This is a genomic window from Natrialba sp. INN-245 (genome assembly GCF_009807105.1).
Lineage (GTDB): Archaea > Halobacteriota > Halobacteria > Halobacteriales > Natrialbaceae > Natrarchaeobius > Natrarchaeobius swarupiae.
In genome coordinates, this window is record NZ_WUBV01000063.1 from 540,595 (window position 1) to 565,997 (window position 25,403).

Below are 25,403 nucleotides of genomic sequence, written 5' to 3' on the forward strand. Positions count from 1 at the left end.
CGATGCCGGACCGACCGGAGGAACCCAGCGGACCGCTCGACGTACCGACGCTCGAGGTGCTCGCACGGCGTGGTACGTCCCATCCGCTCGTGTCCGGATGGACGTTCCAGCCGGATACGATCTCGCCGCGCGTGCTCGAACTCGAGATCGATCACGCGCAGTATCCGGAGATCGTTACTGAGGTCCGCGTCGATATTCGGTGGTATATCGGCGGCGACTATACCGTCCACTACCTCGAAATCCACGACGATCGATCCGAACCGTGGCAGTGTCGCTGGGATCGCCACCCGAAGCCGAACGCGCCACAGGAACACTTCCACCCACCGCCCGACGCAGGGTCACCGATCGAGCCATCGTCGCTGGACGCAACCCACCATCTCGAGGCCCTGTTCGGCGTGCTCGAGTGGGTGAACGGCCGGCTCGAGAAGTTGCACGATGACGAGTAGCTACTGTGAGTCAATACGTATAGTAACAACTGCAACGGTTTACACACTGATCGCCGATCGTCTGGCGATCAGGTGTGCAATGACGTGCAGTGGCTACTATACCGAATCGCACGTATCTCGGTCCAGCGAAGCGACGGGTGTTCGGAAAGATATCAGTAAAAAAACATCTATGTCGATGTTTCGTGTGCCGAGCCAATGAGCGGAATTCCTCCATCCACGTCCTCCGGTTCGCCGCCGTCGCACACCACAGGATCGTCCTCGTCGGCCTCCTACGACTCGAGTCCTGGGCGCTTACCGGCGCGCTCGTCCTCTACGGGCTCAACGTCCTGATCAATCTGGCCACGATGAGCATCCTGGGCGTCGTCATCAGCGGGATCATCATCGCGTACCTGCTGTCGACCACGGACAAGTTCGACTGACGAGAGCGGCGACGACGAGCGATCCAGCACACGACGACAGGCCTAACTCGAGTCCCCGCGAACGAATTCGCATGACCGATTCCGACGCCTTCGTCGAGGCCGTCCAGGAGGAAAACCAGACCCCCCTCTCGCGACTCGGCTCCTCGAAGTCGCTGTACGCCGACACCGGTGGCGACATCGACACCGAACCCGTGCTCGAGGCGACCGCGGACGCCGAACACGCCGCCTGGCAGACCTTCGAGGAGTGGGCAGACGACGAGGACGATTCGGCCGCGAGCAAGGCGTTCGCGACCACCGCCGAGGAGGAGCGAGCCCACTTCGAGACCGTCCTCGAGCACCTCGGTGACGAGGGCTACGACCCCCAGGAGGTGCCGGCGCTCCACGAGTACCTCCGCGGACTCGAGTCGACGGTCGACCGCGTCGGCGCGTTCGTCGGACGCACCCTCGCGAGCACGCGCTCGAAAGATCAGGTCGTCGGCTACTTCGTCGGCGACGCCGACCCCCAGACCGCCGGCGTCTTCCGCGAGTTCGGCGACGACTTAGACGACCAACTCGAGCGCGCCGAGACGCTGCTCGAGGCGGTCTGTGCCGACGCGGACGACCGCGAGCGCGCCCAGGAAGCCGCGACGGGTGCGATCGAGGCCGCCTACGAGGAGTACGTCGAGAACCTCGAGGCGATGGGTGCGAACCCGAAACCAGTCTGTTGAGCGCGCTCGTGTCGATCAGACGCCCTCGAGCGTCTCTCGGAACGCGTGGATCGACTCGAGTGCGTCGTCGACGTGGTCGGCGACCTCCCCGCCCGCGTCGTCGGCGATCTCGTTCAAAACGTGTTCGTGACGGGCGAGTTTACCGTGATCGGGGCCTCGATCGGCGTCCGCGAGAGTCTCGAACTGTTCGGACTGGTCGGACAGTCGGTCGCGGGCGTCGCCGTCCGCCGCGCTCGCCGCACGTTCGAGTGAGTCGGCCGCGTCCGCGAGTCGGTCACGCGTCATGGACGAGCGTTCGAGGGGGGCCGATAAAACTGTTTCAGGAGCTACACGACTCTGGAAATTCGGTCGGCGAGCTCGAGATCGGTGACGTGTTCGGCGTCGGGACCGAGGCCAGCGACGGTGTCGTGGAAGTTCGTCCGGTAGCTCGCCGGGCCGTTGTGGTCCATCTCGGCGGCGTGCTCGCCAGCGACGCCGAACGCGAGCGTTCCGTGGACGGCAGCCGCGTGGCCGTCCTCGAGTGCGCCCGCAAAGACAGCGAGGGTGGCACCGAGCATACAGCCGGTGCCGACGACGTCGCCGAGCCGGTCGTGACCGGCCGAGAGTCGGTAGGCGCTGTCGGCGTCGGCGACGACGTCCTCGACGCCGGAGGCGACGACGGTCGCGCCGGTCGAGTCGGCAAGCGAGCGAGCCGTGCGTTCGATCTCCTCGTAGTCGCCGACGGACTCGACGCCTTTCACTTCGGATTCGACGCCAGCGAGGGCACTCACTTCGCCGTAGTTGCCCTTGATGATCGAGAACTCGAGCTCCGAGAGCAGCGACTCGGCGACCGCTTCCCGGGAGGGCGTCGAGCCCACGCCGACGGGGTCGAGGACGACCGGAACGCCGCGTTCGTTCGCCCGACGACCGGCCTCGCGGGCAGCCTCGACTTTCGGTGCCGGAATCTGCCCGGTGTTGATCAGGACCGCGTTCGCGAGGTCGGCCATCTCGCCGGCGTCACCGGGCGAGTCGGCCATCACCGGCAGTGCCCCCCAGTGGAGGATCAGGTTCGCGACGTCGTTCATCGTCACCTCGTTGGTCAGTGACTGAACCAGCGGTTCACCCTCGCGGATCGTCCGAAGCGACGATGCGAGTTCCGCCGTCGTAACGTCGATCGAGTCACTCATTCGTCGGTTCTCCGCTCTCGGTGCTCTTGGCGCTTTCGACGGCTGCTGCCAGTCTCGCGGTCGCCCGGCTCGGATCCGTCGCCGTCGTTATCTCCGAGATGACGGCGACGCCGGCGGCACCCGCCTCGGCGACCAGCTCGGCGTTGTCGGCCGTCACGCCGCCGATGCCGACGATCGGGATCGAGACGGCGTCGGCGATCTCGGCGACGCGTTCGGGCCCGACGCCGTCTTTCTCCACTGCGACGTCCTTCGAGGTGGTGCCGTAGATCGTCCCGACACCGAGGTAGTCCGCACCGTCGGCCTCGGCGCGCTCGGCTTGCTCGACGGTCGAGGTCGAACAGCCGACGATCGCGTCGGGACCGAGCAGGTCGCGGGCGACCGCGACCGGGAGATCGGACTGACCGACGTGGACGCCGTCGGCGTCGATCGCCGTCGCGACGTCGACCCGGTCGTTGACGATCAGATCGACGCCCGCCGCGGCGGTGAGTTCGCGCAACTCGAGGCCGAGTTCGTACCGCCAGCGCGTATCGGTGTCTTTCTCGCGAAGTTGGACGGCGTCGATCCCGCCGTCGATCGCCTCGCGGACGATCTCGACGGTCGACCGACCGCTCGAGAGCGACTCCTGGGTGACGAGGTAGGTCCGCCAGTTCGAGGGTTCCATGGCGGATACGGCGGCAGTGAGACACTAAGCGGCTTCGGTCGGCGAGGCGGGTCGGGGCCAAAGACGAATCGCCGAGCGATCGACCGCGGGATCGAGTGTCGGCTAGAAAATCGGTTCGTGATACGGACTCGAATACCGTTCTCTACGTGATGAACTGGAGTGTACCTTTATCTGGATAGAGAATCACACGGGGACAGAGACGATCACTTCGGAATGACTTTCTCGTCGCGATCACGACAGCGTACGGTTCTCTACCTCGCCGAAACCACTGGTTCGGCCCGCGAGGGCGCGGCCGCGCTGGAAGCGGTTCGCTCGGGGCCCGACAGATACGTCCACCCGATGTCGACCGAGGACGTCGGACAGTTACGGGCGTGGGAGTCGGACGTCGACTGCATCGTCTTCGCCGAGACCCCGACTGTCGCGGGGTCGGCGCTCCTCGAGGCGATCGAAACCTGCGAGTCGACGCCGATCGTGCTCTTCTCGGAGGCGTCGTACGCCCCGACGGCGGCACGGGCGACGGACGGACTCGCGGGATACGTTCGGCGAGACGCCGACGACGCGATCGTCCACCTCGCCGACGAGATCGAGTGGGTGTGTGCCGGCGAAGCCGAATCCGACGCCGAGTCCGAGACGATCGCCATGCCCGGCAAACGGTCGGCGACGAGCGACGACCTCGCCGACCGACTCCTCGAGTCGCTCGTCGACGTGATCACCCGACGGGATCGCGAGCGACTGTTCGAACTGCTGGTCGTCCACGCGGCGACCGCACTCGAGGTCGACTACTGCTGGCTCTCGACGGTCCAGTTTGGCGAGTTCACGCTGCGGGCGGCGACGACGGCCGTTCCCGAATCGGACCTCGACGGGGTGGCCCGCGACGGAGTCCTCGACGAGGTTCTCCGGAGCGGCGACCCCGTGATACTTGACGAGCGCGACGAGGATCAGCCGGATTACCCGTTCGACGCCGTCGACGAACTGCGATCGATCTGTTGTGTCCCCGTCGGCGACGTCGGCGTCTTACACGCCGCAACGGCGGAGCGAACCGCGTTCGACGAACGCGACTGCGAGGCGCTCGCGTCGTACTGTCGGGTCGCCCGCGCCGTCCTCGAGCGTCTCGAGACCGAGTCGAGACTCGCCGACGAGAACGACCGTCTCCGGGAAGAGCGGGATCGCGTTCGGACGGAGCAAAAGAAACTCCTCGTCGAACGGGATCGACTCACCGACGACCACGACGAACTCCTCGCCGAACGGGATCACGCCGCCACGGAACGCGACCGTCTCCGATCGCTGTTCGAGCGGTTCCCGGAGCCGGCGGCCCGCTACGAGATCGACGACGGAGAGGTCATCGTCCGAGCCGTCACCGAAGCCTACGCGGACGTCTTCGGCGTCGACCCAGAGACGGTCGTCGACGTCCCCATCGAGGTCGAGGCCGTCCTGCCGGGCGTCGGACGTCGAGAGTCGACGCTGCGCGAGGCGATTCGAGCGGGCGAACGACGACGGTTCGTCAGTCGGATCGAGATCGGTGACGAGATCCGCGAATACCGCCTCGCGGTGGTTCCACTCGAGACAGGCGACGACGGCGACGCGCGGGAAGGCAAACGAACTCCCCGTGGACTGGTCGTCTACGACGACGTCACGGAGACGAGGCGACGCGAACGCGATCTGGCCGCGGCCGAGCGGCGTCTTTCGACCGTCGCCGAACTGGTCGACGACGACGTGCGGACGCTGCTGAACGTCGCCCGCGGGTTCCTCGATATCGCCGAAGAAACCGGGGACAGAGAACACTTCGTGGAAATCGCCGACGCCCAACGACAGCAACGGGAACTGCTCGATCGTCTGGTCGCGATCGCTCGAGCGACCGAACCCGTCGCCGGCGACGGTCTCGCACTTGAGGACGGCGAACGTGATCGGCGCGAATCAGCGACGAGGTAACCGATCGCCCAGTGTGCGGAGCCGAACCTGTGCGATCGCTTCCGTCAGAGCTCGAGAGAGGGTTCACCGGTCGCGACCAGCGACTCCCAGTCGGGGGATTCGCGGACCTCGGGAAACGGTGCGATGGGATCGGGGTCGGCCGTCTTCGGGCCGATCGGGCGACGCCACCAGGCGACGTCCCGCCAGTCGTCGTGGCTGTAACCGATCGCGGGGAACTCGCCCAGCCGTTCGAATCCCATCCGTTCGTGAAACCGGACCGTCTCGGGGTTCGGAACGGTCGTCACCGCGTAGGCGTCGCGAACACCCTGGCGCTCGAGAATCGCGAACACCGACTCGTAGAGCCCGCGCCCGACTCCCGACCGGCGGGCGTCGGCGGCGACGTAGACCGAAAGTTCGACGACCCACTGGTAGGCGCGTCGTTTCCGCAGCCGACTCGCGTAGGCGTAGCCGACCACCGCGCCGTCGCGTTCACAGACCAGCCACGGGTACGTCTCGAGGGTCGTCGCGATTCGTTCGGCCAACTCGGGCACACCTGGCGTTCGCTCCTCGAAGGTGACCGGCGTCGACGCACAGAAGTGCGCGTAAATGTCGCGAACGGCAGCCGCGTCCCCGCCAGTTACGGTCCCCTCGGTGATCGTTCCGGGCTCGGCGACTCGAATGCGGACGTCGCCCGCCATCGTCGACTACTCGTCGTCGAGTGCGAGCGAGGCCAGCATCGCCTCGAGTTGGAGTCGTTCGCTCGCACCCTCGGTGATGCGGTAGTCGACTTCGCCGAGGCGCTCGAGCAGTCGCACGGTGGCCCCCTCCGGAATGTCGAACTCCCAGGCCGAGCGGTGGAGCTGGTCGATGACGTCGCCGCCGGCGAGACCGCGGTCGGTCAGGAGATTCTCCAGGGCGGCGCGGGCGGCAGTGAAGTCGCCGTCGATGGCGTAGTCGACCATTGCCTCGACCTCCTCGGGCCGGGCGGTGGCGGTGATCGCGAAGACCGTCTCCTCGTCGACGGTCTCGCCCATGACTGCCGCGGCCTGCAGGCCGTTGATCGCCTTTCGCATGTCGCCGTCACCGGCGTAGACGAGCGCGTCGATGCCGTCGTCGGTCACCTCGATCCCCTCCGTCTCGGCGATTTCGCGGATCTGGGCCTCGAGTGCCTCCTCGCCGAGTTCGGTGAATCGGAAGACGGCACACCGCGATTGAATGGGATCGATGATCTGACTCGAGTAGTTACACGAGAGGATGAATCGCGTGTTGTTGGAGAACTGCTCCATCGTCCGGCGCAGGGCGGACTGGGCGTCGGAGGTGAGTGCGTCGGCTTCGTCCAGGAAGATGATGCGGTGGTCGTAGCCGCCGAAGGACGAACGCGCGAAGTCCTTGATCCGGTCGCGGACGACGTCGATCCCGCGCTGATCCGAGGCGTTGAGTTCGAGGAAGTTCTCGCGCCAGTCGTCGTCGTACACTTCGCGGGCGATGGCCTGTGCGGCCGTTGTGTTGTGCATAACAGTTGGCACGTCACCTGCGACGTAGTTTCGCGTTCCGGGCACCGTAAGATCGTAGACACGGCGCTCGTCTTCGACGTATTCGATGTCCGTTATGCGGTCGAAATAGAGTGTTCCGCGGGAGAGACGATCGAGCGCGACTAGTCGTTCGACGACGCCCATCGAGCACATCTCGTCGGCCACGTCGAGAATCCGTTCGGCAACAGTTTCGAACCGCGGCAGTGATCCGAGATCGTGATCGTCGTTCTCGATAAGTCGACGGACGTCTCCGCCAGACAACGCCGTTCCCTCTGCGATTCGATTGTCCGAGACACCGAGAGCGTCGATCGCGTTTCCGAGTGAATTCTGGATTGATGCAGTATCTGGCACGTCAGTACGCGACCCGAACGTAACGAGGAGTTCGCTCGTGCGGCTTGCGACCGGTGACCGCCGTCCATCGGAGTACTCGAGCAGTCGATCGGATCGAACCCCAGTCGTTGCTTCGATTTCCTTTCTGATCGAGAGTGGTTCCAACGTGGATCGCTCTCCGGCCCACACCGAGGGGATCGCACTTATCGATCGAATGTCCGACTGGACTCGATCGATATCGTGCTTAACCTGTTGTGCCGCCTCGAGGCGATCGGATGCTGCTTGAATGAGACGGTCGATGTCCTCGAGATAGGACTCACGGCCGGGGTTTTCTGGGTTCAGCGTCTCGGTGTTCAGTGGCTCTTTTTTCAACGAGAGCGTGTGACACAGGTGGTCGACGGCCGCTTGTGCAGGGATCGTATCGTGGTTCGGATTTCCAGAGCCGGCCGTCGCATCACCGAGTCGGTCAGACTTGTGATCGATGGTGAATCCGACGGCATCCTCGAAGCGCGAAAGAGCAGGGATGCCAGAGATATACAGCGAATGATACTCCTGAGGTGATCCTGATCCATTCGTTGCCGTCTTTTCGACCCGCTTGCGCCGGGTTGGAATCCCGAACGACGCGAGCAGATAAGAACAGAGCGTGATCAGCGATTCGTCCTTTTGAGTCAGCTCGATCGTCCCCTGGGTGGCAACGTACGCCTCCGAATCGAAAACGGCCTGAAGGAACGCTGCTCGAGCGTCTTCTGACGCGTGGACCAGCGTCGAACCGATAGCGGGCGTGTGCGAATCACCGAAAACGTCAAAACAGGATTCGAGGAAGTGATGGAGGGACTTGGTTCGGAGGTTGACGTACGGAACGCCCTTCTGGACACCACGAGTCGTTTCGGCATCGAACAGTTGCTGTGCAATCCGTTCGAACGTCTCACAGAGCGTCCTATCGGTATTGTAGAATTTGATCCGCCCATTCTCGATCCGTGCTTCGCTCACGGCGAGACCGACGAAGCGTGCCAGGTCCGGAGTAAGTTCCCAGGGCGGCGTGATCGGGCTGGATCGCTTGTTGTATCGCGTCACGTACTGGATACGTTCGACGTGGGATCGGAGTTCCGACTTCTCGACATCGAGCGACCGAAGATACGACAGTGAACACGTCGTCGACGGCTTATGAAGATCGATCGATACCGTCCGAGCGTAATCGGTGGCGGTTTTTCGACGGGTATCGTATTCGGAAACGATCTCGTCGATCGAATAGCCGCGTCGGAGACAGCCGATCACCGTTTTTTTCTGTCCGACGTAGTTCTCTTCGGCCGGGATTTCGTGTCGGCGAGCGAAAGATTCCGAGACGGTCACGAACGTTCGCTCGCCGTCCACCGACGAGAGCCAGTCGAGTGAAGAAACCGGGCCGTCGGCCACGGGCGTCTTCAGCGGTCGAACGATACGTTCCTCCCCGGAAAGCCTTCCAGCCTCCCGCCACTCGAGTCCCGACTCGTCCGCGATGAGTAGCTTGTGTTCCGGTGTGACCGTGAACTCGTTGCCGTCACGGGTCTCGATCGAGACAAGATCGGTTGCATTCTTCGAGAAAACGTGAGAGGGAGAAACGTATTCGAACGTACCGTCGTTGTCGTACGTGAGTATCTCGAGATCGTCATCCGGGTCGCCGAATCCGTCGACGCCACCGACGACAGTCGAAATGGGCGAAATACCCTCGTTGGTTAGTACTGGAGTCTCCCCTGTCACGCATTTTCCCGTCCCGGCCGGCCCCGCGAACATGAGGTGGGGCAGGTCGTCCTGTTCGACGTACCGCCGTAGTCGGGGGACGATATTCTCGTGGCCCTTGATCTCGTCGAGGCGCTCCGGCCGGTACTTCTCGATCCAGACTTCGGTCTTGCCGGGGGTCGGCTCCACCGCCTCGGCGTCGGCCTCGCTCATACCCGACCAAGGAATCGCCAGGAAATAAATCGCCCGAAGAAATCCATCGCGTCGACCGTACGGGAGACGAGACGTCCCCTGTGATTCTCCATACATCTGACGCATGTGTGACACTTTTTTGATCGTGCTCGAGGGAGTTCGTGTATGGGTATGAATAACACACCATTGCGAACGGTCGTCCGCCTCCTCGCGCTCGCGGTCGTCCTCTGTGGGGCGCTCCCGGGGACGGTCGCCGCCCAGTCGGAGTCCCAGACCGGCGGGACGGTCGTCGTCGAGGACGGGGAGACGGTCGACGAACTCGAGACCTTCGCAGGAGCGGTTATCGTCGAGGGAACCGTCACCGGGGACGTGAGCGCCGTCGCGGGCGACGTCCGAATCGAGGGCGACGTCGGTGGCGACCTCGAGGCCGCGGGCGGAAGCGTCACGATCGACGGCAGCGTCGACGGTGACGTCGACGCCGCCGCAGGCGGGCTCAGGGTGAGCGAGGGTGGAACCGTCGGCGGCGACGTCTCGGCGGGCGCGGGAACCGTCGTAATCGACGGGAGCGTCGACGGGAACGTGGCAGCCGGTGCGGAGACGATCCGGCTCGGCGGCGACGCGGCGATCGCGGGCGATCTCCGCTACGGCGGCGAACTCGTCGGCAACACCGACGCGGTCGCAGGCGAGATCATCCAAGAGTCGACCGGCTGGGAGTTCGAGCCCATCCTCGAGCCGATCGCCACCTGGCTGTTCGCACTCTATACGCTGGGACTGAACCTGCTGCTCGGCACGGCGTTGTTGCTCGTGTTTCCCCGGTTTTCCAGCGGCGTTGCCGGACGGATCGGGACCGATCCCCTCCGAACCGGACTCGTCGGGCTCGGTGTGCTCGTGGGGGTTCCCATCCTGCTCGTCGCGCTCGCGATCACGATCGTCGGGATCCCGGTGTCCGTCTTCGGCGGGTTCGCGTTCGCCCTCGCGATCTGGATTGCCGTCGTCTACGGACGCTACGCCGTCGCCGCCTGGCTCCTCTCGCTCGTCGACGTCCACAACCGGTGGGTCGCGCTCCTCGTCGGAGTAGTCGCCGGAGCGCTCGTCAGCCCGATACCGTATCTCGGCGGCCTGGTCGACCTGCTCGTCCTCCTGCTCGGTCTCGGCGCACTCGCTCGGGGGATCGTCGCCCACCGGCGTACGGTTCGCCAGCGAGAGTCGCGATCTCAGGAAGGGGTCGGCACGGACGGCCCGGCGGCGGATTGATATCTCTCGAGCGACGCGCTCAAGTTCGGCCTCGCCCAACTGCGCGTATGCACGTCACCGTCGACGTGAAGGGCGAAGACACCCACGAGGTCGAACTCGAGGCCGCCGACGGGAGGCCGACGTACGCCGACCTCCTCGGCGAGGTCGATCTCAGCCCCCACGAGGTGAGCGTCCTCGTCGACGGTCGCCCGGTCCCCGAGGATCAACCGATCGAGAGCGAGCACGTCACCGTCTTGCGGCTGATCAAAGGCGGATGACGCTGGAATCGGCCCCATCCGCCGGGACGGGTCGGGGAACCCCCCGGCAGGGACGGGGGCACAACCGCGCTGGCGAAAGGTCGGTCGTTTTATCATCGCGTCGCGTAGCCGTCTCCGGGATGTCACCACACGTCCGGATCGCGAGCGACGACGACACACTCGAGGTGAGACGCATCCTCGACGCCGCGATGCTCGAGCCGGGCGACGTCGAAGCGCGGATCGCGGTCGGCGACGTCCTGGTGGCCGGGGATCGCCGGGGACCGAAAACGAACGGTGGAACGGCCGACACGAGCACGGAGCAGCGAGCGACCGGAGACGGTGCGGAGCGAATTCTCGGCACCACCGTCCTCGAAGCCGACGACGGCGGCGGCGCACACGTCTCGGCGATCGGCGTCCGTCGTCGCCACCGGGGACGAGGGATCGGCACCACACTGATCGAACGGGCACTCGAGCGCGAGGGACGGCTTACGGTGCGCTTCGACGACGACGTCCGCCCGTTCTACGAGGCGCTCGGCTTCTCGATCGAGCCGATCGACGAACAGCGATATCGTGGCGTCGTGACCGCACAATCACGGAGATAGCGATTCCGACAGGACCGACGTTCGCCGAACGTATTCGTCACGATTCTTCCCGGCTGGGAAGGGTGAACCTAACTCAAGAACGATATTCGTGAACACTCGAACGACGAGTCGACCGACTCGAGACGGCCAATGAACGAATACACACTCGTCATCGCAGTCGCGAACGCGGCGACGCTTCTGACTGGGGGTGCCGTCGCGACGCTCGCGTTCAAGGCGTTCCGTCGAACCGGTTCACGGGCGCTTCGCGCGGTCGCAACCGGGTTCGCCTTCATCGTCGTCGGATCCGTTTTCGGCGGCGTCGCCCACCTCCTCGGCGGGAATGTGGCTCTCGGCGTCGCGATCCAAAGTTCGTTCGTTGCGGGCGGGTTCGCCATCCTGCTGTACTCGCTGTACGTCGAGACGACCACAGCGCAAACGTTCACCGCGAGTTCCTCGAGGTGACTCGCGCATGAGACGAAGACGAGAACCGTCTCGGTCCGGTAACTAGACGGAAGAGTCCGACTCGAGTTTCGATCGAAATCGCTCGAGGCCGAGTTCGAGCATGTCGGGGCTAACGGGCTGGAACTCGCCGTCGTCGGGCAGGTACGGGCGGACGGAGTCCCAGCTCTCGCGGGCGTAGCGTTCGTCGAGGAGGACCCGGACGCCGACGTCCTCGGGCGAGCGGATCACCCGGCCGATCGCCTGGCGGCCCTTGCGGACGGCGGGGATGGTGAGCGCGTACGTGAAGCCGTCCTCGAACTCGTCGTCGTAGGCCCGCCGAACCGCCTTCGTTCGGGGGCTCGAGGTGTTGACGATCGGAACGCCACAGACCACGGCGGCCGAGAGCCGATCGCCGCTGTAGTCGACGCCCTCGGTGAGCGTTCCCCGGAGACTCGTCACGAGCACCTTCCCCTCGCCAGCGAAGAACTCAGTTTTGAGCGACTCGGTCGTCTCGTCGTCGCTCGCGGCGTCGAGCAAGACGGGTTTCGAGAGTCGGTCCTCGAGGACGCCCGCGGTCCAGTCGGCCTCGGCGTAGCTGGGCATCCCCACGAGGACGTTGCCGGGGAGGCGGCCGATCCGTTCGATCGCATCGGCGTAGTGCTCCCGTGTCGGGTTCTCCTCGCCCGGACGACCCCGGTTGTCGTAGGTGAACTTCGGCGCGGCGACCGCGAAGCTCTCGCGGTTCTCCTCGGGGAAGTGGAGGCCGTACCGGCGTTCGACGACCGGGCGATCCTCCTCGCGCTCGAGATACTCGAGACCCGTCACCTCGGTAAAGGCCTCGATCGGCTCGAGGGTCGCACTCATCAGAACCCCCCCACCGAAAGCCGCGAGTCGCGAGCCGATGGCGTCGCTGGGCACGCAGTTGTGCAACGCGAGGCGGGCGGTGTAGGCCCGACGCCAGGAGTCTACGGGTTCGACCTCGTTCCAGGTTCGCTCGAGTTCGATCTCGCGGAAGTAGTCGGTGTGGCCACGACGGTACCACTCACCGAGGACGCGACCGACTGCGGGGGCCGCGCGGGTTCGCTCTTCGTCTTCGGCCTCGTTCAGAATGCGTGCGACGACGGCCCCGACGGCCTCCGCGCGGACCCAGTCGGCGTCGCCGTAGCCCGCCTCGCGCGCCCACTCGGTGAGTTCGTCCTCGGCGGGTTCGGCCGGGTCGCGAAGCGGGATTTCGGCGTCTGCGAGGTCGGTCAGGTTGGATTTCCAGCCCCGGTGGGTGCGGTCGAGGTAGGCGGTCACCCGCCGGTCGAGTTCGCCACGCAGATCCCGGAGGAACTCGAGGGTGCGATTGAGTTCCTCGTAGGAGACGTCGCTGTCGTTGAGTTCGGCGCGGACGAGGTCGGCGTCGGCGGTCTGCGAGCCGCCTTCCGCCTGGCGGCCCTCGCGTTCGAACTTTACCGGCTGGATGACTCGCGAGAGTTCGGTCTCTGCGTCCCGCAGGGTGGCGTCGGCGACCCCGTCGCTGACCAGATCGCGCACGCGTGGCTCTAACATATGCGCTTCGTCGCAGACGACGAACGTCGACTCGTCGACTAACGCCCCGGTGAAAGAGCCGACGGTCCGGGGGTCGAACGCGTGGTAGTAGTTGCCGACGACGACCTCGACGTGGCCGAGAGCCGCCCCCATCACCGAGTGCGGGCAGGTGCCGTGACGGGCCGACCGGGCGACGAGGTCCTCGGGCGTGACCATCCCCGCTCCGGTGAAGTCGTAGGGGACGACCTCGGCCGCGTCGCCGTCGCTTCCCTCGTCGGGAAGATCCTCGAGATAGCGCGCGTAGAACGGGCAGTACTCGGTTTCGGCGCCGACGGGGCCGCCCTCGCCGTAGCTGGGGAGATCGGGCGGATACGGCGTCGCCTCTCCGGCGGTCTCGAGGAACGTCGCGCCACCCCCGCGGCTCCCGCTGTCCGCGAGGCCGATCTGCTGGCTTCGAGCCTGGGCGGCCAGGCTGGCGGCAGTCGTCTCACCGCCCTCGCCGGTCAGATCACGGGTTCGATCGCGCAGGGTCTCACACCGGTCGTAGACGTTGCCGTCGTCGATGCCGGCCGCTCGCTCGCGGTTGTACGGACAGACGTCGGCCTTCCCGACGAGCGTGAGCCCCGAGACGGGTTCGGCGTCGTCGGGCAGGTTCTCGTTGATCGTCTCGAGATCCGTCTCGAACTGGCGCAGTTGCTGTTTGACGCTCGTGAGGACGAGGACGCGCTCGTAGTCGGTGTCTGGATCGCGGACGAGCGAGATTCCGGCGGTGAGCGCGATCATCGTCTTTCCGGTGCCACAGGCGCCCTCGACGACCGAAAAGCCGCCCTCTCGAGCGGTGTCGACGGCCGTCTCGATGCCGTCGACCTGCGCGTCGTAGGGCTCGTCGTGGCCGAAGATCGGACGCCAGTCCATGACTCTCCCCGTACTCATCGTCGGTCGGCCATAGCGTTGACGGAGTCGTGCCTCGGCATCGGGTATAAACTGTCGGCTCGAGCGCGAGCGCCGTTCGAACGACGGCGAGCCCGGGCGTCGAGCGAGTCAGGGCCGCCATGGCGATCCCACAGCTTCAGTTGACTCCCGAAGGGTGTCGTAGAACAGTTCGCATACCCTCTCCGTGATTATCCAACGGACGGCCAGTACGGCCAGAGACAGTACTGGTCCCAGTGCATCCCCAACCTGCGGTGGCGCGCGCTGTCGAGCGGTCGAGTGACGACGAGACCGCTCGACGAAGCTGCGCGAGGGATGAGTGACCGGAGGGAGCGAATCGGCTGGGGAGGACATGGCTACTCCCCGTTGCCACGATGGCAGAACGGTTCTTCGTCACGTCAACTCCGGTGAGCGAGCCATCAATACACAGAGCTATGTGTCAGGATATTCGCCGAAGAAGTCAGTGTGGTCACTACTCGAGGAAGACTTCTACGACGCCCTTTTCCGCGTGATCTGAACAGCACCAAAGCGAGAGGGCGTGATGGCGACCGACGATTCGTCACCCGCCGCCGTCGATTACCGCCACCTCGAGCGGCCCCGGTCCGATCACAACCTCGTACCCCTCGTACTCGAACCGAACCGTCACGTCGGCGGGAGACTCGAGCACCGCCGTCAGCGCCTCGGTGTCCACGTGCTCGTACAGCGGCGGGAGCGTTGTCCCGCGACAGCCCTCACGGGCCGCGATTCGAGCGAGTGCCGTGGCGAGTGCTGGGTGCATCGTGATCGGTCTCGAGTTCGACGATCCTCGCGGCGAACACCGATTCGCAGTCGGGACAGACGATCGCGCTCTCAGCGGCGATCGCGCCGCCGGTCGGCTCCGTCCGTACGTCGGTACCACAGTCGCAGTGGATGGTGAGTTGTGTCATGTGTAGCTCTATCTCGAGACCCGACGTAGCGGACACAACCCGGCCGGGGAACCAAAATCGCGCGAGATGATCCAGTGAGGCGAACACGTGAGGCCGGAACACGTGAGGCCGCTCCAGTGGGACGCGTGGGATTGGTTCGGCGACACGTCGGCAGGTCTTTATTTCACCGACGTCAATCGTGAGTTGCTCCCGCTACGCGGGAGTGGTGTACGAGCCGGAGTGCAGCCTGGAAGCACACACTCCGGCTCGACGCACTTTCATGCGCTCCTATTCGTTGTTCAACCAACGTAAAGAACGTTAGGGTACTGACTGGTATCGTCGCATTGGAGTAGTTGGTAACGCGATTTCTGTATTAAGAATACGGTTGGAACTGGATTGGATGATTCGGTAACGACGTGTGTGGATTTATCACGGTGCTCGTCGGGGAGGTCGCTGAAACGAAGCATCCTGCTATCGTGGCCACGATGAGTAGCCACGTCCTCCCCAGCCGATTCGCTCCGTTTCACTCCGCTCATCCCTCGCACGATTTCGATCGAGCGCCCTCCCGTTCGGTCGGCCGCTCGACAGCGCGCGCCTCCGCATGTGGTTGGCCAGACGCGGAACGGCAACTACACAGCCTATACCGACCGCTCAATTCTACAATATCGAGGTGAAAATTTGCCGTGCACAGATGTTGCCCTTCACAACTACTGTTCAGGGCGGTGAGAGTGTCAAATTTGGGATGGTGATACTCAGCTGATGATACGAGTCAACAATGTGCTGTACAAGAGCGATAGGGCCCTTCAAGGTGCGGCTGCACCGAAATTCCCGTTCGACCTTGCAAACGGGATGTCGATTTCGAGACCATCGTAGGCTAACTTCGGCTGCTTCGCCTGGCCCGATCCACCGCCTTCGAACTCGAGGACACCGATGTCCTCGAGTTCGGAAAGGTTCCGATGGACCTGCTTGTAGTCTCGCTCCACCAAGGCAGCGGCTTCGCGGATACTCTCGGGGTCGTGTTTGGATATTGCCTCCAACAATTCCAGATTCTTCGGGCTGAGCAGGCGACTGAGTTCTGTATACGATCCGAAGTTCAATACCGGCTGGGCGTCGTCGAGTTCTTCACCCTCCTGGGCGGCCTTGATACGGCTGCGCGTGTGCTGGTCGAGGCGGTCGCGTTTGCCGACTGTGACTTTGAGCGTGGGCATTGTTTGTACCTCCTAGAGGCGTCCTACTCCGGCCAATCCCACGAAACAGACGATATTGCTTCAGTCTCTCGTTTGAACTGGTCGTAGAGCGTCAGCATCCCAGGGAATTCGATGATTTCGACACCGTCATGGGTGTGGTGCTCGTGACCCTTCGTCCGTTCGTGGGCATTGTCGTAGCGAAGGATGGTATCCCCGCCGACTTCTCCAAGGTGAAGACCGTAGTCCCACCCGCTCGGATACTTCTCATCCTCCGTCTGTCGGATGGTGACATCAACGACGTATCCGTCTTCGACATCCTTCCAGTCTACGATAGTGATGTAGGACGCCATCCGCTATCCTATGTTATTAGCTCCATCGCCATAATCCTATGGACTTTGGTACATAGCCCAGGAATTGCTGGAAGTTCACCAATAGCAGTTCGAATTCTTCATTCCACTGTATTTCTGTAATTGAATAGAGTGCGATAACTACGTGTGCCAACCTTTTGCTCTGCGTGCGGTCGCAGAGCGACCGCACTCGGCAAAACGTTGATAAAAAGCACTCCTCCCTCCCCTTCGGGTCGGTCGTCGGCTCGCTCGCTCACGTCGTTCGCTCGCGGTGAGTGCACACTTCTTCGCCTGTATCGAACAGTCGTTTCAGCCACTCTGCTGAATAAAATAACTGTGTTCTCAACCACTGGTAGCCCCAAGACCGTCGATCCCGGGGCTACGCGTCTGCGGATTCGGCGTCGGAATCCGCTCGAGGCCCGTCCGCGACATCACCCTCGAGCGCCCAGTCGCGGTCGAGCGTGGGTGGCCCGGAGACGGCGACCAGGAGGGCGGCGACGGCGAAGACGAGGATGCCGACCCCGCCGACGGGGTTGACGAGGAGTTCGGAACCGCCCTGTGCGAAGACGAACATCGTCGCGGCGAAGGCGTTGAAGACGCCGTGGAAGACCGACGGCGCGAGTACCGACCGCGCCGTGACGGTGAGATACGTATACACCGGCGACATCGCGAGACAGGCCAGGGTCATCACGCCGACGCCGAGAACGGGGTTGGACGGGAAGTTGTAGCCCGCGAGGACGACCGGAGCGTGCCAGAGCCCCCAGACGACCCCGATCACGGCCGACGCGCCCCAGAAGCCAAGCGGTGCGAGTTCGGTGAGGAGGACACCCCGCCAGCCGAACTCCTCGCCGAACGCGAAGACCGCGTTGATCGTCGCGCCGACCGCGATGGCGAAGACGACCGCGAACAGGAGGTTGAGCGGCCAGCCCGGCAGCGACGGCCCGGCCGGTTCCTCCGCCGGCGCGAACTCGGTCCCCTCACCGGTGAGCGGATCGGCGTCTGGGACGAACTCAACGCCAGGAAGGAGTAACGAAACGCCGGTACCGACCAGGAGCAACGCGATCGGCACGACGGCGGCGACGCCGAGCCAGACGAGTCGGTTCGACGGGAACCGAAGCCCCGCACGTTCGAACGACGGGCGCCCGACGATACAGGTGACGATCCCCGCGAACATCGGGGTGAACATGTACGCCGGGGCGAGGACGATCATGCTCACGCCTGTGAGTCTCGAGACGGCAACGAAGCCACTCGAGAGCGCCACGAGCGAGCCGAAGAAGATCGACAGCGAACGACGATCGATCACGGGTTCGTCCCGGTGGTACACCGAGTAGGAGCATGTAGCTGTCGCTTTCTCGAGTACGACGTGGCGATCGAGGACAGTTCCCCGCCGGCCACACCCTCGAAGTCGTTCCACCTCTCGTCCGGGCCTACTCGAGGTCGATCCCGCGCTCCCCGAGCAACTCCCGGAACGCCTCCTCGTCGACGATCGGGACGTCGTTTTCGGCGGCGTCGTCGCGTTTGGTCTGTCCGGGGTTGTCGCCGACGACGAGGTAGTCCGTGTTGCCCGAGACGCTCGAGGTGGCGTTGGCGCCGTGGGCCTTGACGAGTTCCTGTGCGTCGCCTCGGGTCATCCCCTCGAGCGAGCCGGTGAAGACGAAGGTGAGGCCCTCGAGTTCGTCGCCGCCGGTCTCGAGATCGACTTCCTGGGGCGAGACGTGCTCGAGGATGGTGTCGACCGCGGCGGCGTTGGCCTCGCTCGCGAAGAAGTCGTGGATCTGTTCGGCGACCGTCTCGCCCACGTCGTCGACACCCTCGAGTCGGTCGGGTTCGGTCTCGGCCGTTTCGCGGATCGCCTCGAACGTTCCGAACTCGCAGGCGAGTTCCCGGGCCGTCGCCGGCCCGACGTGTGGGACGCCGAGCGCCGAGAGGAAGTCAGGAAGCGGCGGCTCGCGGCTCGCGTCGATCTCCGAGAGCAGGTTCTCGGCGCTCGTCTCCCCCCAGCCCTCGAGGTCGGGGAGGTCCTCGCCCTCGAGTTCGTAGAGATCCGCGATCGATTCGAGCAGTCCTTCGCCGACGAGCTGGCGCACGGTCTTCTCGCCTACCCCCTCGAGGTCGAGGCCGTCGTCGCTGGCGTAGTACTCGATTGAGCGTCGAAGCTGTGCGTTACATGCTAGCCCGCCCGTACAGTAGGCCATCGGCCCGTCGCGCTCGATGGCGCTGTCACAGACTGGACAGCGATCGGGGAGTTCGTAGTGGCTCTCTGGTTCGTTCTCGTCGCTCTTCTCGACCACTTCCTCCACGTAGGGGATGACGTCGCCCGCCCGCTGGACACGGACCGTATCACCGACAGCGACGTTCTTCGCCTCGATCTCCTCGGGGTTGTGCAGGCTCGCCCGGGAGACGGTAACGCCGCCGACGTCGACCGGCTCGAGCAAGGCGACTGGCGTTACCCGTCCTGTGCGGCCGATCTGGACCGCGACGTCGACGATCGGCGTCACCTCCGCGCGGGCGGGGAACTTGTAGGCGAACGCGTAGCGATCGTGGCGAGCGGTTTGCCCGAGTTGCTCGCGGGCGTCGCGATCGTCGACTTTGATGACGACGCCGTCGATCTCGTAGGGAAGGTCGTCTCGAGCCTCGAGCATCCGATCGCGGTAGTCGATCGCCGCCTCGATCGCTGACCGTTCGCCGGAGCCGCCGGCGACCTCGACGCGGTAGTTGACCCGCAGCCCCCACTCGGGGAAGCGCTCGAGTTCCTCGCGGTGGCTGTCCTCCAGATCGCTGGCCTCGAGGACGTCGAAGTAAAAGACCTCGAGCGGGCGGTCGGCGACGACGGAGGGGTCGAGCTGACGGATCGTCCCCGCGGTCGCGTTTCGAGGGTTGGCGAAGGACTCTTCGCCGCGTTCGATCCGTTCGCGGTTGTGTTCCTGGAAGGCGTCTTTCGGCATGTAGACCTCGCCGCGGACGGCGAGGAAGTCGGGATAGTCGCCGTGAAGTGTCTGGGGAACGGAGCCGATCGTCCGGGCGTTTCGGGTCACGTCGTCGCCCTCGCGGCCGTCGCCGCGGGTCACGGCGCGCTCGAGCGAGCCGTCCTCGTAGACGAACTCCATCGAGACACCGTCGAACTTCGGTTCGCAGACGTACTCGACGTCCCCCACCTCCCGTCGCACGCGCTCGTCGAACTCCCGGACGTCGTCAGCCTCGCCGCTCTGGTCGATCGAGAGCATCGGCGCGACGTGCTCGACGGTCTCGAACTCCTCTACGGGTTCGCCGCCGACGCTCCGCGTGGGGCTGTCGGGATGGGCGAGGTCGAACGCCTCCTCGAGTTTCCGGAGGCGCGCGAACAGCGCGTCGTAGGTGCGGTCGGCGACGATCGGATCGTTCTCGACGTAGTACCGGCGATCGTGTTCGCGGATCGCCTCGCGGAGCAACTCGACGTGCTCGCGGGCCTCGGCCTCCGAGAGGTCCTCGAGCGGGTCGAACTCGGTCGGCGGATCCCGAAGGTACGGATTGACTTCCTCGGATTCGTCGGCGGCGGACATGGCTCTCGCTCGAGGGTTCGAACCATCACCTCCTAAAGACGGTGACTCGACTCGGGGGATGCTATTCTCGAGCGAACGGCCACGGGTCACCGTTCTCGAGCACGTGTCGACGACTCGGATCGACCGGTCGCCAATCGTGTCACACGAATTTCGTGTACTCGTCTTCTACTTCGTCGGATTCTCGCGGTCAGATGCGACGAGAGCGCCGCTCCCACGCCGATTCGGATAAATCGGCTCATACTAAAGCCGACCGGAGCCGTCGGAGCGGACGAGCGTATCCGTCCATGGTATCACCAGGCAAGCTCCGGGCCGTGAGCGAACTGCACCGTGACGACCGCGACGCGTTCGAGCCGTCGATCGACGAAACCGGGGACGTCGCCTACCCCACAGTCGAGCGACACCTCGACGAGCGGGACGGGACGGCCAGCGACGTTCTCGAGGCGATGGCCGACAGCGACGTCCTCTCGTCGTCGTTCGAGCACAAAGTGTACGTCTGTCCGAACTGCGCCGCCGAAGGGATGCAATACAGCACCGGCTGTCCGAGCTGTAGCTCGGTTCACGGGACGTGGGAGACGACGGTCGTCCACCCAGAGTGTGGCGAACCGCTCGAGGAGCCGGACGACGACGCGGAGGACACGGACGCGTCGTACTGCCCGGATTGCGACGCGGAGGTTCCCCCAGACGGCCTCGAGCGCGAGCGGCGCTATCGGTGTCACGATTGTGATTCCTGGACCAACTCGCCGGTCCACCGACTGTGGTGTCGGGAGTGTCCGCGCACGTACCCACCGGCTGAGGCTCGCGAACAGCCGCTCAACAGGTACTACCTGACGTCCGCCGGAGAGCGGTGGCTCGCCGACCAACAGGACGCGCGGCGATCGCTCGCGCAAGCCCTCGAGAGTCGCGGATACGAGACGAGCGTCGACGTGTCTCCGCCCGCGGCGGAGACGGAGTTGCCCGTGCACGTGTACGCGGAAGACGACCTTCTCGACGATCGGATCGTCGCGGGCGTCCACAACTCTCCCGACTCCGACGACGTCCGCCGACTCGTCGAGATTTCGCGGGAGGTGGACGCTCGACCGATCGTGCTCTCGACGAACGGCTCGGTCGACGAACGCGTCGCGGAGTTACTCGACGCAGAAGACGTCACGATGGTGAGCGCGACGGGAGGGGACCTCTCGAGTGAGTACCGCGTGGAGGCGACCGGCGGCGACGACCGACTGTTCGATCGGGTCAGGTCGTTCGTCTCGTCGTCGACCGCCAACCGCTGATCTCCCCGTGGCAAGACCCAGCACTTTACCCTGCTGGGAGAGTATACCACGGTAGATGGAAACGGGAACGGAGTACGGACTGGTCGACCTCGAGGAGACGGAGGTTCCAGGCGACGAGTGGGAGGAGATCGACGTCTCGGATACTGAGGCCGATCGCATCGCCCGCAAGCGCGACCGAAAGTTCGAGCAGTTCGAAGAGCGGATCAAAGACGCCGACCAGTTCAAGGTCGAACAGTCAGTGTTCGACGACGCGACCCTGGCGGCGCTCTACAAGCTCGTCCAGGACGGCTACGTCGAGGCCTTCGGCGGCCCGCTCTCGACGGGCAAGGAGGCCAACGTCTACCACGCACAGGGCGATGGCCGCGAGGTCGCCGTGAAGGTCTACCGGATCAACGCCTCGAACTTCCGCCAGATGCGTGACTATCTCGAGGGCGACCCTCGATTCGAGGGGCTGGGTGGCAAGAAGAAAGACGTCGTCCTCGCCTGGACCAAAAAGGAACTGGCGAACCTCCGGCGCGCCCGGAAGGCGGGCGTCCGCGTTCCGGAACCGATCGCCGCCGAACGCAACGTCCTCGTCATGGAGTACATCGGCAACGAGGAGGGGCGCGCAAAACGGCTCGGCGAGGTCCACATCGAGAACCCCGAGACCGCCTACGAGGTCATGCGCGAGTACATGCGCCGGCTCTACTCGGCTGGGATCATCCACGGCGACCTGAGCGAGTACAACGTCGTCTTCGACGAGGGACAACTGGTGATCATCGACGTCGGGCAGGCCGTCACCGTCCACCACCCCAACAGCCGCGACTTCCTCGAGCGAGACTGTGAGAACGTCGCGAGTTTCTTCTCCCGGCAGGGACTCGAGACCGATCCCGACGAACTGCTCGAGTTCGTCACGACGCCGGAGCCGGATCCGTCTCGAGACTGACCCCGTATCAGTCGGCCCGTGGAAGGTCGATACACACTCGCGTGCCGCCGAGTTCGGAGTCGTCGTCGATCCGGAGCGAGCCACCGGACTTGCGGACGACGAGGTCGACCATCCAGAGTCCGATCCCGGAGCCGTGCTGGAGGTCGGTTTCCTCCCCGGCCTGTAGCGTCTCGATCTCGTGAGAATCGATACCGGGGCCGTCGTCCGCGACGACGAGACGGACAGTGCCATCCGTCGGTCGGGCACGAACGGCGATTCGGATCGAATCGGTGTCGTCGTGGTGAGCGACGGCGTTCTGGACGAGTTCCTCGAGCGCCCGCTCGATGCTCGGGTGTGCCGAAACGACCACTTCCGAAGGGACGTCGATATCGATCTCGACGCCCGGGTGGTCGTCGGCGTACGCTCGAGCACACCGCCGAACGACGGGCTCGAGCGGGATCCGTTCGTCGGCCGTCTCGGCGTCGATGATCGTCTCGAGGTCTTTGGCGTTCTCGCTGTGGCTCAGGATGCGATCGGTGTTGGCGACGATTTCGTCGATGTGATCGTCGAACCGGCCGTCGTCGGCCCGCTCCTGAATGATCTCTGCGTGTCCACGCAGGATCGTCAACTCGTTTCTGATGTTGTGTCTGAACACGCGAGAGAGCACCTGCTTGAGCAAGTCGAGTTCCTGTTCGCGCTCTTTGAGTTCCGTAATATCGCGCAAGAGCAGCAACGTGCCGGTCGCCGTCGCCCCCTGCTCGATCGGTCGGACGTCCATCGAGAAGTGACGAACCTCCCCCTCGGATTCGAGGCTGACTTCGGTCCCGGCCGTGACACCGCGGTCGTACTGCTCGATGATTTGGGGATAGCCACCACAGACCGCCTCGAGATCGTCCCCGGTACAGTTCCCGTCGACGTCGAACAGCGCTCGTGCGGCCGGATTGCTGTCGACGATGACGCCCTCGGTATCGACGGAGAGCAGCGCATCGGACATCGTCTCGACGGCTTTCCGACGGCTGACAGGCGCGAGGGCAAAGAGCTGGTATCGAAAGAGCGCGAGCCCCCACAGCACGGTCGTAACGAGGAACAGAAGTGGCGTCAGATCGACGTAGGGCGGAACGGCGTCGACGTTTCTGAACACGTACGTGTTGAGCGCGCCGGGAAAGCCGATGGCCCAGCCGGCGATGAGCAACAGGAGCTGTCTGCGGTGATCCCCGACTGCCGACCGGAGGTCCTGTGCGAGGAGACCGGCGGGAAGCATCACCATCGCTACCGCGAACCCGATGTGGACGATGTACCACGGTCCGAGGACGAACTCGGCGATTCCGGAGGGATCCGCCGGGGTCTCCGGCGCGAGGACGAGATGGTGCCACGGGTTCGTCGCGGTGAGGACGACCGTCACGACCGGGACCACCAGGAGCGCGACCAGCCACGGCCGTTTGACCGTTACCTGTCCCCGTCTCGTGTACTCGAGGACGAGAAGCGGCCAGCCGAAGATGACGAGGATCTGGAAGACGTGCCGAATCGTCGTGTTGAGAAACACCGGCATGACCGCGGTCGGCCAGGTGATCAACGCGAGCTGAATCGACCAGCCGACCATTCCGAGTTCACAGAGGAAGAGGCCACGAGCACCCGGCTCGTCGCGTTTGCGGAACGCGTAGGCCGCCACTCCGGCGATGGGGACGGCACAGATCAGCATAAAGAAGGTCAGCGACTGTTCTGCGCTCGTCATCCCGATCTCACACTGACCAGCGTGTTGAAAACAATTATAGATGTGGGACGTTTTGCCCAGTGAGCGCTCGAGACGGGCTGAACTCGGCAGTTCGCCCCCGGAATTCGTCGGGTGCTGGACGACGAAATCCGACGAACTCAGCGCGTGGTAATCTCGTCAAGATCCAACGTGATGCATTCGTCGTAACCGACGTGATACGTTCGTCGTAACTGACGTGGCAAAAACGAGCGCAACACTCAACTCGAGTCGGTCGATCCCGGACGCGACTCCGTCGGCTCCCGAACGCCTTTGTGGTTCGCCCGCACGGATACCCGTATGAACATCGGGATCATCTCAGATACCCACGACAACGTTGACGCCGCCGAGCGAGCCGCCGAGATATTTGCGGAGGAAGGCGTCGAGATCGTCGTCCACTGTGGCGATTTCATAGCCCCGCCGCTGCTGTCCGCCCTCGAGGGGTTCGAGGTCCACGGCGTCCTCGGGAACAACGACGGCGAGATATCGGGCCTCGAGGCGGCCTTCGATGACCTCGGGTCGGAGAGCGAACTCCACGGCCGGTTCGCGAGCCTCGAGTTCGACGGGCTCTCCGTTGCCGTTCTCCACGGCGAGTCGAAGGCGGAGGTCGAGGCACTCGCCGATGCCGAGACGTACGACGTCGTCTGTTACGGCCACCACCACGAGCGAGAGCGGACGGAACGGGGTCGAACGACAGTGCTCAATCCTGGCGGACAGTTCCCGACGATCCCAGACGACCACCGGACCGTCGCGATCCTCGATACGCTCTCCGAGTCTGTCCGGTTCCGATCGGTCCTCGAGTGATCAGTGCCAAAGCGCAACTCACTCCCGTCCTCGGACGGTAGTCCCGCTATGAGCGACTCCGGTGACGGCACGGGTGACGACGTGGACGTAGATCGGTGGCGGACCGAACTCGAGGAGAAACGGGCCGAGAAAGACGAGTTCTTCGGCACCCATCCCCAGTCGCCGATCCCGTCGGACGACCGCGACGCGTTCGACGGGCTCTCGTACTTCGAACCGGACCCGACCTACCGAGTGACGGCGACGGTCGAGACCCACGACGATCCTGAGGTCGTCCTGATGGAAACGACCGCCGGCGGAGAGATGCGGTACCTGCGGGTTACGACCCTCGAGTTCACGCTCGATCGTGAGGAGCCCGACCTCGCGGACGGTACGTTCGAACTCGCGGCCTACCGTCTCGAGAGCCCGGGCGATCAGCCGCTTTTCGTCCCCTTCCGTGACAAGACGACCGGCCAGCAAAGCTACGGCGGCGGCCGGTACATGGAGCTGTCGCCCGACCGAGAGCTCACGGTCGGCGACGAGATCCTCCTCGATTTCAACCTGGCGTACACGCCGTTTTGTGCGTACAGTGACAGCTACGACTGTCCGCTCCCACCGGAGGAAAACTGGCTCGAGGTAACGATTCCGGCCGGCGAACGGTTCGAATCGTAATC

At 64.5% G+C, this 25,403-nt stretch carries 25 protein-coding genes; 12 read left to right on the top strand and 13 right to left on the bottom strand.

Going from position 1 to position 25,403, the window contains the following annotated elements; genetic code table 11:
• The first annotated feature begins 2 nt into the window (after positions 1-2).
• The 3 genes from GRS80_RS19160 to GRS80_RS19170 all read left to right on the top strand — a co-directional run bounded on the left by GRS80_RS19160 (position 3) and on the right by GRS80_RS19170 (position 1,572).
• Entirely contained in the window at positions 3-446 is a 444-nt protein-coding gene (locus GRS80_RS19160; protein WP_160048928.1) for a hypothetical protein, read from the top strand.
• A 182-nt stretch (positions 447-628) separates the two neighbouring features.
• A complete protein-coding gene (locus GRS80_RS19165; protein WP_160048929.1) occupies positions 629-865 on the top strand; it encodes a hypothetical protein in 237 nt (78 codons plus the stop codon).
• A gap of 71 nt (positions 866-936) precedes the next feature.
• Positions 937-1,572 carry a rubrerythrin family protein gene (locus GRS80_RS19170; protein ID WP_160048930.1) on the top strand — a complete coding sequence of 212 codons (636 nt, stop codon included), beginning with the start codon at positions 937-939 and terminating at the stop codon, positions 1,570-1,572.
• Positions 1,573-1,587: 15 nt separating this feature from the next.
• On the opposite strand, the gene GRS80_RS19175 is transcribed toward GRS80_RS19170, so the two are convergent.
• The 3 genes from GRS80_RS19175 to thiE are packed head-to-tail and all read right to left on the bottom strand — an operon-like array spanning position 1,588 to position 3,399.
• A complete protein-coding gene (locus GRS80_RS19175) occupies positions 1,588-1,857 on the bottom strand; it encodes a hypothetical protein (protein ID WP_160048931.1) in 270 nt (89 codons plus the stop codon).
• 41 nt (positions 1,858-1,898) lie between these two features.
• Positions 1,899-2,738, bottom strand: coding sequence for a hydroxyethylthiazole kinase (gene thiM, locus GRS80_RS19180; protein WP_160048932.1), 840 nt, complete (start codon positions 2,736-2,738; stop codon positions 1,899-1,901).
• Positions 2,731-3,399, bottom strand: a complete 669-nt coding sequence (gene thiE / locus GRS80_RS19185; RefSeq protein WP_160048933.1) for a thiamine phosphate synthase — start codon at positions 3,397-3,399, stop codon at positions 2,731-2,733. The genes thiM and thiE overlap by 8 nt, the downstream gene beginning before the upstream one ends.
• A gap of 213 nt (positions 3,400-3,612) precedes the next feature.
• Here thiE and GRS80_RS19190 point away from each other — a divergent pair, with 213 nt between their 5' ends.
• Positions 3,613-5,328, top strand: coding sequence for a GAF domain-containing protein (locus GRS80_RS19190; protein ID WP_160048934.1), 1,716 nt, complete (start codon positions 3,613-3,615; stop codon positions 5,326-5,328).
• Between the two features lie 44 nt (positions 5,329-5,372).
• On the opposite strand, the gene GRS80_RS19195 is transcribed toward GRS80_RS19190, so the two are convergent.
• Both GRS80_RS19195 and GRS80_RS19200 read right to left on the bottom strand, forming a co-directional pair.
• Positions 5,373-6,005, bottom strand: coding sequence for a GNAT family N-acetyltransferase (locus tag GRS80_RS19195; RefSeq protein ID WP_160048935.1), 633 nt, complete (start codon positions 6,003-6,005; stop codon positions 5,373-5,375).
• A 6-nt stretch (positions 6,006-6,011) separates the two neighbouring features.
• On the bottom strand, positions 6,012-9,098 hold the full coding sequence (locus tag GRS80_RS19200; protein WP_160048936.1) for a replication factor C small subunit: 3,087 nt from the start codon (positions 9,096-9,098) through the stop codon (positions 6,012-6,014).
• Positions 9,099-9,242: 144 nt separating this feature from the next.
• Between GRS80_RS19200 and GRS80_RS19205 the strand changes: the two genes are divergently transcribed.
• From GRS80_RS19205 to GRS80_RS19220, 4 genes are all read left to right on the top strand, one after another.
• On the top strand, positions 9,243-10,331 hold the full coding sequence (locus GRS80_RS19205) for a polymer-forming cytoskeletal protein (protein ID WP_200840428.1): 1,089 nt from the start codon (positions 9,243-9,245) through the stop codon (positions 10,329-10,331).
• Between the two features lie 47 nt (positions 10,332-10,378).
• A complete protein-coding gene (locus GRS80_RS19210; protein ID WP_160048938.1) occupies positions 10,379-10,588 on the top strand; it encodes a ubiquitin-like small modifier protein 2 in 210 nt (69 codons plus the stop codon).
• Positions 10,589-10,707: 119 nt separating this feature from the next.
• Entirely contained in the window at positions 10,708-11,169 is a 462-nt protein-coding gene (locus GRS80_RS19215; protein ID WP_160048939.1) for a GNAT family N-acetyltransferase, read from the top strand.
• Positions 11,170-11,298: 129 nt separating this feature from the next.
• A complete protein-coding gene (locus GRS80_RS19220) occupies positions 11,299-11,610 on the top strand; it encodes a hypothetical protein (RefSeq protein ID WP_160048940.1) in 312 nt (103 codons plus the stop codon).
• Between the two features lie 42 nt (positions 11,611-11,652).
• Here GRS80_RS19220 and GRS80_RS19225 read toward each other — a convergent pair whose 3' ends face one another.
• From GRS80_RS19225 to ligA, 7 genes are all read right to left on the bottom strand, one after another.
• Entirely contained in the window at positions 11,653-14,055 is a 2,403-nt protein-coding gene (locus GRS80_RS19225) for an ATP-dependent DNA helicase (protein WP_160048941.1), read from the bottom strand.
• Positions 14,056-14,611: 556 nt separating this feature from the next.
• Positions 14,612-14,830: a HalOD1 output domain-containing protein gene (locus tag GRS80_RS19230; protein WP_160048942.1), complete on the bottom strand. Its 219-nt coding sequence runs from the start codon at positions 14,828-14,830 to the stop codon at positions 14,612-14,614.
• The gene (locus GRS80_RS19235; protein ID WP_160048943.1) at positions 14,784-14,978 is read right to left on the bottom strand and encodes a hypothetical protein; all 195 of its coding nucleotides are present in this window, start codon (positions 14,976-14,978) and stop codon (positions 14,784-14,786) included. The genes GRS80_RS19230 and GRS80_RS19235 overlap by 47 nt, the downstream gene beginning before the upstream one ends.
• A gap of 782 nt (positions 14,979-15,760) precedes the next feature.
• On the bottom strand, positions 15,761-16,165 hold the full coding sequence (locus GRS80_RS19240) for a transcriptional regulator (RefSeq protein ID WP_160048944.1): 405 nt from the start codon (positions 16,163-16,165) through the stop codon (positions 15,761-15,763).
• Between the two features lie 23 nt (positions 16,166-16,188).
• The gene (locus GRS80_RS19245; protein WP_160048945.1) at positions 16,189-16,494 is read right to left on the bottom strand and encodes a DUF6516 family protein; all 306 of its coding nucleotides are present in this window, start codon (positions 16,492-16,494) and stop codon (positions 16,189-16,191) included.
• Positions 16,495-16,870: 376 nt separating this feature from the next.
• Positions 16,871-17,794, bottom strand: coding sequence for a CPBP family intramembrane glutamic endopeptidase (locus GRS80_RS19250; RefSeq protein ID WP_343161675.1), 924 nt, complete (start codon positions 17,792-17,794; stop codon positions 16,871-16,873).
• Between the two features lie 124 nt (positions 17,795-17,918).
• Positions 17,919-20,030, bottom strand: a complete 2,112-nt coding sequence (gene ligA, locus GRS80_RS19255; protein ID WP_160048946.1) for an NAD-dependent DNA ligase LigA — start codon at positions 20,028-20,030, stop codon at positions 17,919-17,921.
• A 311-nt stretch (positions 20,031-20,341) separates the two neighbouring features.
• Here ligA and GRS80_RS19260 point away from each other — a divergent pair, with 311 nt between their 5' ends.
• Positions 20,342-21,298, top strand: a complete 957-nt coding sequence (locus GRS80_RS19260) for a hypothetical protein (protein ID WP_160048947.1) — start codon at positions 20,342-20,344, stop codon at positions 21,296-21,298.
• 55 nt (positions 21,299-21,353) lie between these two features.
• Positions 21,354-22,223, top strand: a complete 870-nt coding sequence (rio1, locus tag GRS80_RS19265) for a serine/threonine-protein kinase Rio1 (RefSeq protein WP_160048948.1) — start codon at positions 21,354-21,356, stop codon at positions 22,221-22,223.
• Positions 22,224-22,230: 7 nt separating this feature from the next.
• On the opposite strand, the gene GRS80_RS19270 is transcribed toward rio1, so the two are convergent.
• A complete protein-coding gene (locus GRS80_RS19270; RefSeq protein ID WP_160048949.1) occupies positions 22,231-23,934 on the bottom strand; it encodes a histidine kinase N-terminal 7TM domain-containing protein in 1,704 nt (567 codons plus the stop codon).
• A gap of 315 nt (positions 23,935-24,249) precedes the next feature.
• On the opposite strand from GRS80_RS19270, the gene GRS80_RS19275 reads away from it, so the two are divergent.
• Both GRS80_RS19275 and GRS80_RS19280 read left to right on the top strand, forming a co-directional pair.
• Positions 24,250-24,753: a metallophosphoesterase gene (locus tag GRS80_RS19275; protein ID WP_160048950.1), complete on the top strand. Its 504-nt coding sequence runs from the start codon at positions 24,250-24,252 to the stop codon at positions 24,751-24,753.
• Between the two features lie 48 nt (positions 24,754-24,801).
• Positions 24,802-25,401: a DUF1684 domain-containing protein gene (locus tag GRS80_RS19280; protein ID WP_160048951.1), complete on the top strand. Its 600-nt coding sequence runs from the start codon at positions 24,802-24,804 to the stop codon at positions 25,399-25,401.
• Positions 25,402-25,403: the final 2 nt, after the last annotated feature.

Bases quoted from the DNA above. Each gene is read 5' to 3' on its own strand.
- thiE (WP_160048933.1), bottom strand. From the start codon at position 3,399: ATGGAACCCTCGAACTGGCGGACCTACCTCGTCACCCAGGAGTCGCTC.
- GRS80_RS19210 (WP_160048938.1), top strand. From the start codon at position 10,379: ATGCACGTCACCGTCGACGTGAAGGGCGAAGACACCCACGAGGTCGAA.
- GRS80_RS19280 (WP_160048951.1), top strand. From the start codon at position 24,802: ATGAGCGACTCCGGTGACGGCACGGGTGACGACGTGGACGTAGATCGG.
- ligA (WP_160048946.1), bottom strand. From the start codon at position 20,030: ATGTCCGCCGCCGACGAATCCGAGGAAGTCAATCCGTACCTTCGGGAT.
- GRS80_RS19215 (WP_160048939.1), top strand. From the start codon at position 10,708: ATGTCACCACACGTCCGGATCGCGAGCGACGACGACACACTCGAGGTG.
- GRS80_RS19160 (WP_160048928.1), top strand. From the start codon at position 3: ATGCCGGACCGACCGGAGGAACCCAGCGGACCGCTCGACGTACCGACG.
- GRS80_RS19200 (WP_160048936.1), bottom strand. From the start codon at position 9,098: ATGAGCGAGGCCGACGCCGAGGCGGTGGAGCCGACCCCCGGCAAGACC.
- GRS80_RS19270 (WP_160048949.1), bottom strand. From the start codon at position 23,934: ATGACGAGCGCAGAACAGTCGCTGACCTTCTTTATGCTGATCTGTGCC.
- thiM (WP_160048932.1), bottom strand. From the start codon at position 2,738: ATGAGTGACTCGATCGACGTTACGACGGCGGAACTCGCATCGTCGCTT.
- GRS80_RS19205 (WP_200840428.1), top strand. From the start codon at position 9,243: ATGGGTATGAATAACACACCATTGCGAACGGTCGTCCGCCTCCTCGCG.
- GRS80_RS19240 (WP_160048944.1), bottom strand. From the start codon at position 16,165: ATGCCCACGCTCAAAGTCACAGTCGGCAAACGCGACCGCCTCGACCAG.
- GRS80_RS19225 (WP_160048941.1), bottom strand. From the start codon at position 14,055: ATGAGTACGGGGAGAGTCATGGACTGGCGTCCGATCTTCGGCCACGAC.
- GRS80_RS19170 (WP_160048930.1), top strand. From the start codon at position 937: ATGACCGATTCCGACGCCTTCGTCGAGGCCGTCCAGGAGGAAAACCAG.
- GRS80_RS19245 (WP_160048945.1), bottom strand. From the start codon at position 16,494: ATGGCGTCCTACATCACTATCGTAGACTGGAAGGATGTCGAAGACGGA.
- GRS80_RS19190 (WP_160048934.1), top strand. From the start codon at position 3,613: ATGACTTTCTCGTCGCGATCACGACAGCGTACGGTTCTCTACCTCGCC.
- GRS80_RS19230 (WP_160048942.1), bottom strand. From the start codon at position 14,830: ATGCACCCAGCACTCGCCACGGCACTCGCTCGAATCGCGGCCCGTGAG.
- rio1 (WP_160048948.1), top strand. From the start codon at position 21,354: ATGGAAACGGGAACGGAGTACGGACTGGTCGACCTCGAGGAGACGGAG.
- GRS80_RS19235 (WP_160048943.1), bottom strand. From the start codon at position 14,978: ATGACACAACTCACCATCCACTGCGACTGTGGTACCGACGTACGGACG.
- GRS80_RS19175 (WP_160048931.1), bottom strand. From the start codon at position 1,857: ATGACGCGTGACCGACTCGCGGACGCGGCCGACTCACTCGAACGTGCG.
- GRS80_RS19195 (WP_160048935.1), bottom strand. From the start codon at position 6,005: ATGGCGGGCGACGTCCGCATTCGAGTCGCCGAGCCCGGAACGATCACC.
- GRS80_RS19220 (WP_160048940.1), top strand. From the start codon at position 11,299: ATGAACGAATACACACTCGTCATCGCAGTCGCGAACGCGGCGACGCTT.
- GRS80_RS19275 (WP_160048950.1), top strand. From the start codon at position 24,250: ATGAACATCGGGATCATCTCAGATACCCACGACAACGTTGACGCCGCC.